5 protein-coding genes and 1 tRNA gene are annotated in these 6,766 nt (G+C 66.4%); 1 reads left to right on the forward strand and 5 read right to left on the reverse strand.

Annotation, left to right across the window (positions count from 1 at the left end; genetic code table 11):
• Positions 1-22: 22 nt before the first annotated feature.
• The 5 genes from QH290_RS37010 to QH290_RS37030 all read right to left on the reverse strand — a co-directional run bounded on the left by QH290_RS37010 (position 23) and on the right by QH290_RS37030 (position 3,285).
• Positions 23-1,462: a hypothetical protein gene (locus QH290_RS37010; RefSeq protein ID WP_280388086.1), complete on the reverse strand. Its 1,440-nt coding sequence runs from the start codon at positions 1,460-1,462 to the stop codon at positions 23-25.
• Positions 1,463-1,588: 126 nt separating this feature from the next.
• Positions 1,589-1,660 (reverse strand) — tRNA-Val (locus QH290_RS37015).
• A 62-nt stretch (positions 1,661-1,722) separates the two neighbouring features.
• A complete protein-coding gene (locus QH290_RS37020) occupies positions 1,723-2,187 on the reverse strand; it encodes a peroxiredoxin (protein WP_280388078.1) in 465 nt (154 codons plus the stop codon).
• A 111-nt stretch (positions 2,188-2,298) separates the two neighbouring features.
• A complete protein-coding gene (locus QH290_RS37025; RefSeq protein ID WP_280268641.1) occupies positions 2,299-2,721 on the reverse strand; it encodes a DUF3052 domain-containing protein in 423 nt (140 codons plus the stop codon).
• A gap of 114 nt (positions 2,722-2,835) precedes the next feature.
• Positions 2,836-3,285 (reverse strand): hypothetical protein, encoded by a 450-nt coding sequence (locus QH290_RS37030; protein WP_280388080.1) that lies wholly within the window; start codon positions 3,283-3,285, stop codon positions 2,836-2,838.
• A 370-nt stretch (positions 3,286-3,655) separates the two neighbouring features.
• Here QH290_RS37030 and aceE point away from each other — a divergent pair, with 370 nt between their 5' ends.
• Positions 3,656-6,556 (forward strand): pyruvate dehydrogenase (acetyl-transferring), homodimeric type, encoded by a 2,901-nt coding sequence (gene aceE, locus QH290_RS37035; protein WP_425301838.1) that lies wholly within the window; start codon positions 3,656-3,658, stop codon positions 6,554-6,556.
• The last annotated feature ends 210 nt before the right edge of the window (positions 6,557-6,766 follow it).

A 6,766-nucleotide genomic window follows, 5' to 3' on the forward strand; every position in this document is an offset into this window, starting at 1 on the left:
ACCGGGACCGCGCATTCGTCGGTCACAGCCCAGCGGCCTGAAGCCCCTGCTCCAGATCGGCATAGGTGTAGTACGAGGTCTCGTCCTCCTCTGCACGGACCGCTTCCAGAAACTCCCGGAACAACGCACCCCGAGAGTCCCCGAGTTGCCCTGTGCCGTGGAACAACTGGACCGCCAGTCCGAGCATGTCGATGGCCTGACGGCACTGCGCATTGCCGGACCAAGCCGACAGGGCGGCCCGCAGTTCGCCGTTGTTGAGGAACCGGGCGTATTGAACCAACAGGCGACCGACTTGTTCAGCAGCGCGATACGACCAAGCGTCACGAAGGCTCTGCAGTACCGCCGACACGAAATAGGGATCGGGATCTGCGGATGTGAGAACGGACATCCGATGCATCGGTTGCAGCGCGCTGAGCCGGACCTCCAGCTCGGGAAGCTGTTGCCGAACGAAAGGACTACGTGCCAGAGCCATGGCCGCGGCGACATCACCAGGCAGCTGGTCCCACTCGGAGTCCGGAATTCGGGCGTAGATCATGTTCTCGAGCCGGGTCACCAGTGGCTGATCGAGAACATCCCAGAAATAGTCGTGCGCGCCGAGGCGAATCAACGCTCTCAATTGTGTTGCGCCATCGAGCGTTTGAAACCTGTCCGTGAACTTGGACATCACCGCCCGGACCAGTTCGCGATCCCGCTGAGCGAAAGCGTCCAATGCGACCGCCATGCGGTCGGCGTGATCGATCGCAGACATCCGTCCGGCCGGATCTAGTTCCAGCAGCGCATGTTTGGCCGCGAATTTCACCAGATTGGTGCGCGCAGCAGCGCGAACACGATCGTAGAAGGCGGCCTGTATGTGCGGCGTGCTCGCTACGAAATACGGGTCACACACGTAAGTCGCGAACTCCTCCACCACCTTTCGCCCCTGAACCGGAGGGTGGATGAGCAAGTTCGTCAGAGCTACCGCGAGGTGTCCGCGAGCGACCTCCGGCCGCGGCTGGTACACGTCATCGAGAGTCCTCAGTGACGGATGGACGCTCAGGTTGCGGTCCTCGCGGATCCGTGTCAGCTCCCGCTCGCCGATCGTGTCGATCAGCTCGAACCGAACGGCCGTACCCAGCAAGCCATTCTCGATCTGCTGCATCGCACGCACCCCGTCCTGGGTCAGGCCCTTCTGCCGCGCAGAGTCGAGGCCGTCCCGGAAATCGACGGCCTGCTGATCTCCGGCATCGGCGAGTTGTACGAGCTTCGTAATGATATCCGCGGTAATCGCCGCCCAAGTCGTAGCGATGCACGCACGAATCGCACCGGCGTTGTAGCAACGCCACGCTTCCTCAGCCAGCGACCGGACCTCCGGGTTCCACACCTGTGCTATCAGCGTCTCCAAGTCGGCCAATCTCAGCCCTCCCTCCCCGTTGGCTTCGATCTTCAACCATACCGCCGCCGACACCACTTCGAACGCGATCACGCTGGTCAAGCGCATGGACCTGGGTTGCTCCGCACGTAATCGATTAGCCGCCCCCAGGCGCAGCCTCGCCCACGACGCGGAGGCCGCACTGGCGCAGCCAGCCGAAACAGACCTCTACAAACCGAGTGGGCGCAGAGGGGTTCGAACCCCCGACCGCTGGTGTGTAAAACCAGTGCTCTACCACTGAGCTATACGCCCGGGCCCACCACGAGCTGTGGAGGGCGTGGGTGCTGGTTGCCATGGGGTGGCGACGCAGCGGGTTATGAATCTAATGCAGCGAGCGCTTTCTCCCAAGCTGCCTGGTCACGGGGCTCGCCGGGGCCGTTCATTTCGGCGAAGCGGATGATGCCGTCCTTGTCGATGACGAAGGTGCCGCGGTTGGGGAAGCCGGACTTCTCGTTGAAGACGCCGTAGGACTGGGCGACGGCGCCGTGTGGCCAGAAGTCCGACAGCAGCGGGAAGGTGTAGCCCTGCTCCGCCGCCCAGATCTTGTGCGTGGGCGGCGGGCCGACCGAGATCGCGAGGATCTCGGCGTTGTCGTTCTGGAACTTGGGCAGCTCGTCGCGCACCTTGCACAGCTCACCCTGGCAGATGCCGGTGAACGCGAGCGGATAGAACACGAGCAGCACGTTCTTGTGCCCGCGGTAGTCCGCCAGGCGCACGTCCTGGTTGTTCTGGTCCTTCAGCGTGAAATCCGGTGCGACCGTGCCCTCTTCGAGCGGCATGCGCAGTCCTCCTGTGATCGATGGCCGCATGCGAGCACGGCTGTCACGCGGACAGCACTGCCGGCGAGCGGCACGGTCCCACTCGGGTCACAACCCTAGTCGAGCGATCGGTCAGCGCTGTTTCGAGGGCGTCTTGGGCTGCATCAGCTTGGTCCCGGTCCAAACCCCCAGACTGACCGGCGTGGTCGATGTCAATCCCGCGGTCGGCGCCGACTCGGCGATCTCGCTCGGATCGACATGGCCGGGCTGGCCCGTCTTGGGAGTCAGCACCCAGATGACACCGTCGTCGGACAGCGGGCCGATCGCATCCATCAGCTCGTCGGCCAGGTCGCCGTCCCCGTCCCGCCACCACAGCACGACGGCGTCGACCACCTCATCGGTGTCCTCGTCGACCATCTCGGAGCCGATCACATCCTCGATGTCCGACCGCAGGCCGTCGTCGGTGTCCTCATCCCAGCCCAGCTCTTGAACCACCATTCCGTGTGAAATGCCAAGCTTCTGAGCGTTGTTCTGCGCGTCCGCCGCGGCGACCACGGTGGTGTCCTCCTCAACTGCCGACAATAGATAGTTGCAAGCGAACATGGTTATCGGCCGCAGCGCAAGCCGATCCGCCCAAAAGGTCCCCGAAATGTCGGGAACGCCGCCGCCTCAGCGCGCGGGGCAGGCATCGCGTACCGCGGCGAACGCGTCGTTGACCCGCTTGCTGGCGTCGTTGAGCGGTCCGACGGGCGCGGTGTAGGTCATCTTGCGGGCCTCACCCGCCAGTTCCCGGGCCGCCACCGCGTAGGCGGTGAACTTCTGCGCCAGGTCCGCGGGTAACGCCGGGCCGGACGACTGCACCCGGGTCTCCACGGTGTGCGCGGCGTCCTCCCAGGTCTGTGCGGAGGTGTCGCGCTTGGCGTCCTGGTCGGGCGCGTTGGCGTCGTGCGCGTCGACGAACTCGTTGTACTTGTTCGTCGCCGCCCCGGCCATGTCGCGGAACGGGGTGCAGTTGTCGCTGACGGCCTTCGCCTCGGCCGCGGCCTTCTGCGAGGAGGTCGCCGCCGCCGAGGACGACGCCATCTCGGTCCGGAACGCCGACGCATCCGCCTGGTTCACGGTCGCGGTACCGTGGATTGAGCTGGAGCATCCGGCTACCACTAGTCCCGTGCCGACCGCCACGGTCGCGCACGCCAATCCGAACCCGCGTGGGTTCAGCAGTTTCATCGTCCTCCCCGCTTCTCGATCCCTCGGCGGTGGTTCCATCTGGGGGCGTTCGCGGTGCCCGGTGACGCCGGCACGAACATCGCGGTCGCCTGGAGAACGGTACTGGATTTCCGGCTGACATGATGACCTGGGACGCATCATCGGCGAGGATGTGAGATGCGCCCCACTGCGTGACGGATAGCCCGCCCACCCGCGGCTACCCGGGGTTAGAGCCATCAGCTTGTCCACCCCTGTACGAGGAGCTTTGATTTTGACAGATCTGATGCACCCGAAGTCGTCGAGTTCCAACGCCAACGGCACGCCCGCGGGCGCGGAGCCGGCAAGCACGCGACCGGCCGGGGCTCGTGTGCGCGTGATCCGCGAGGGGGTGGCGTCCTACCTACCGGACATCGACCCGGAGGAGACCAGCGAGTGGCTGGAGTCCTTCGACGAGATGCTCGACCGCGAGGGCCCGGGCCGCGCGCGCTACCTGATGCTGCGCCTGCTCGAGCGCGCCGGTGAGCGCCACGTCGCGATCCCCGCGCTGACCTCGACCGACTACGTCAACACGATTCCCACCGAGAACGAGCCCTGGTTCCCCGGCGACGAGGAGGTCGAGCGCCGCTACCGCGCCTGGATCCGCTGGAACGCCGCGGTCATGGTGCACCGCGCGCAGCGGCCGGGTATCGGTGTGGGCGGCCACATCTCGACCTACGCCTCCTCGGCGGCGATGTACGAGGTCGGCTTCAACCACTTCTTCCGCGGCAAGGACCACTCCGGCGGCGGCGACCAGATCTTCATCCAGGGCCACGCCTCCCCCGGCATCTACGCCCGCGCGTTCCTCGAGGGGCGGCTCACCGAGGATCAGCTCGACGGGTTCCGCCAGGAGTACAGCCACGGCGGCCCGGGGCGCGGCCTGTCGTCGTACCCGCATCCGCGCCTGATGCCCGACTTCTGGGAATTCCCCACCGTCTCCATGGGTCTCGGGCCGATGAACGCCATCTACCAGGCCCGGTTCAACCACTACCTGCACGATCGCGGCATCAAGGACACCTCCGACCAGCACGTGTGGGCGTTCCTCGGCGACGGCGAGATGGACGAGCCGGAATCGCGCGGCCTGATCCAGGTGGCGGCCAACGAGGGCCTGGACAACCTGACCTTCGTCATCAACTGCAACCTGCAGCGCCTCGACGGCCCGGTGCGCGGCAACGGCAAGATCATCCAGGAGCTGGAGTCGTTCTTCCGCGGCGCGGGATGGAACGTCATCAAGGTCATCTGGGGCCGGGAGTGGGACACGCTGCTGAGCGCGGACCGTGACGGCGCGCTGGTGAACCTGATGAACTCCACCCCCGACGGCGACTACCAGACCTACAAGGCCAACGACGGCGCCTACGTCCGCGAGCACTTCTTCGGCCGCGACCCGCGCACCAAGGAGCTGGTGAAAGGCCTGTCGGATCAGCAGATCTGGAACCTCAAGCGCGGCGGCCACGACTACCGCAAGATCTACGCGGCGTACGCGGCGGCGCTGGCGCACCAGGGCCAGCCGACGGTGATCCTGGCCAAGACCATCAAGGGCTACGGCCTGGGCAAGCACTTCGAGGCCCGCAACGCCACCCACCAGATGAAGAAGATGACGCTGGACGACCTGAAGGCGTTCCGCGACGTGCAGCGCATCCCGATCACCGACGAGCAGCTCGAGGCCGACCCGTACCTGCCGCCGTATTATCATCCCGGCAAGGACGATCCGGCCATCCAGTACATGCTGGACCGCCGCCGCACCCTGGGCGGTTTCGTCCCCGAGCGGCGCTCGGTGGCAAAGCCTCTGCAACTCCCCGGAGATGAGCCCTACCGTTCGGTGCGCAAGGGCTCGGGCAAGCAGAACGTGGCGACCACGATGGCGTTCGTGCGGCTGATGAAGGAGCTGTTGCGCGACAAGGAGATCGGCAAGCGGATCGTGCCGATCATCCCCGACGAGGCCCGCACCTTCGGCATGGACTCGTGGTTCCCTTCGTTGAAGATCTACAACCGCAACGGCCAGTTGTACACATCGGTCGACGCGGAATTGATGCTTGCCTACAAAGAGAGTCAAGTGGGGCAGATCCTGCACGAGGGCATCAACGAGGCCGGATCGACCGCGTCGTTCACCGCGGCGGGCACCGCCTACGCCACCCACGGCGAGCCGATGATCCCGCTCTACATCTTCTATTCGATGTTCGGATTCCAGCGCACCGGCGACGGACTGTGGGCGGCGGCCGATCAGCTCACGCGCGGATTCGTCCTCGGAGCAACCGCCGGGCGAACCACGCTGACCGGTGAGGGCCTGCAGCACAACGACGGTCACTCGCTGCTGCTGGCGTCGACCAATCCGGCGGCGGTCGCCTACGATCCGGCGTTCTCCTTCGAGATCGCCCACATCGTGCGCGACGGCCTGCGCCGGATGTACGGCGGCGGGCAGCCGGCGCCGGAGTCGAGCGCGCTGCCCGGCACCCACCCGCACAAGGAGAACGACACCTTCGGCGGCGAGAACGTCTTCTACTACATCACCATGTACAACGAGCCCTACCCGCAACCGGCCGAGCCGGACGACCTCGATATCGAGGGGCTGTTGAAGGGCATCTATCTGTACAAGCGCGGTGGTGCCGGTGACGTGCGCGCCCAGATCCTGGTGTCGGGCGTGACGGTGCCCGACGGCGTGCGGGCGCAGGAGCTGCTGGCCTCGGAATGGGGCGTGCAGGCGGACGTGTGGTCGGTGACCTCGTGGAGCGAACTGCGAAAAGAGGCGCTGGCCAAGGAGATTGCCGCGCTGCGCGAGACCGGCACCGATCCCGGCATTCCCTACGTCACCCAGGCGCTCTCGCAGGCCCCGGGGTCGGCCGAGGGCAATGCGGGCCCGTTCGTCGCCGCCTCGGACTGGATGCGCGCGGTGCAGGACCAGATCCGCAAGTGGGTCCCCGGCGACTACGTCACCCTCGGCACGGACGGCTTCGGCTTCTCCGACACCCGTCCGGCCGCGCGGCGCGTTTTCAACGTCGACGCCCAGTCGATCGCGGTCGCGGCCCTGCAGGCGCTGGCCCGCGCGGGCAGGATCGACCAGGCCAAGGTCACCGAGGCCGCATCGCGCTACCGCATCGACGACGTGAACGCCGCCGAGGTGTCGACGAGCACCGAAGAACAACTGGCGTGACCGCCGCCCCGCCGTCCCGGCCAAAAGCATGCCGGGAAACAAGGACCGGTGCACGCCGGAAGGTAGGACCGGTGCACACCGGAAAGAAGGATCGTGCACGCCGGAAGAAGGACCGGTGCACGCCGGGAAAAGAAGGGCGGGTGCACGCCGGAGAATGGAGGACCGGTGCAGGCCGGGACGGCGGGCGTCCGCGCCGGGACGGCGGGGCGC

The organism is Nocardia wallacei (genome assembly GCF_029869545.1).
In the GTDB taxonomy this organism is placed as follows: domain Bacteria; phylum Actinomycetota; class Actinomycetes; order Mycobacteriales; family Mycobacteriaceae; genus Nocardia; species Nocardia wallacei_A.

Excerpts from the sequence above, each read along its gene's own strand:
- aceE (WP_425301838.1), top strand. The coding sequence starts at position 3,656 with ATGCACCCGAAGTCGTCGAGTTCCAACGCCAACGGCACGCCCGCGGGC.
- QH290_RS37020 (WP_280388078.1), bottom strand. The coding sequence starts at position 2,187 with ATGCCGCTCGAAGAGGGCACGGTCGCACCGGATTTCACGCTGAAGGAC.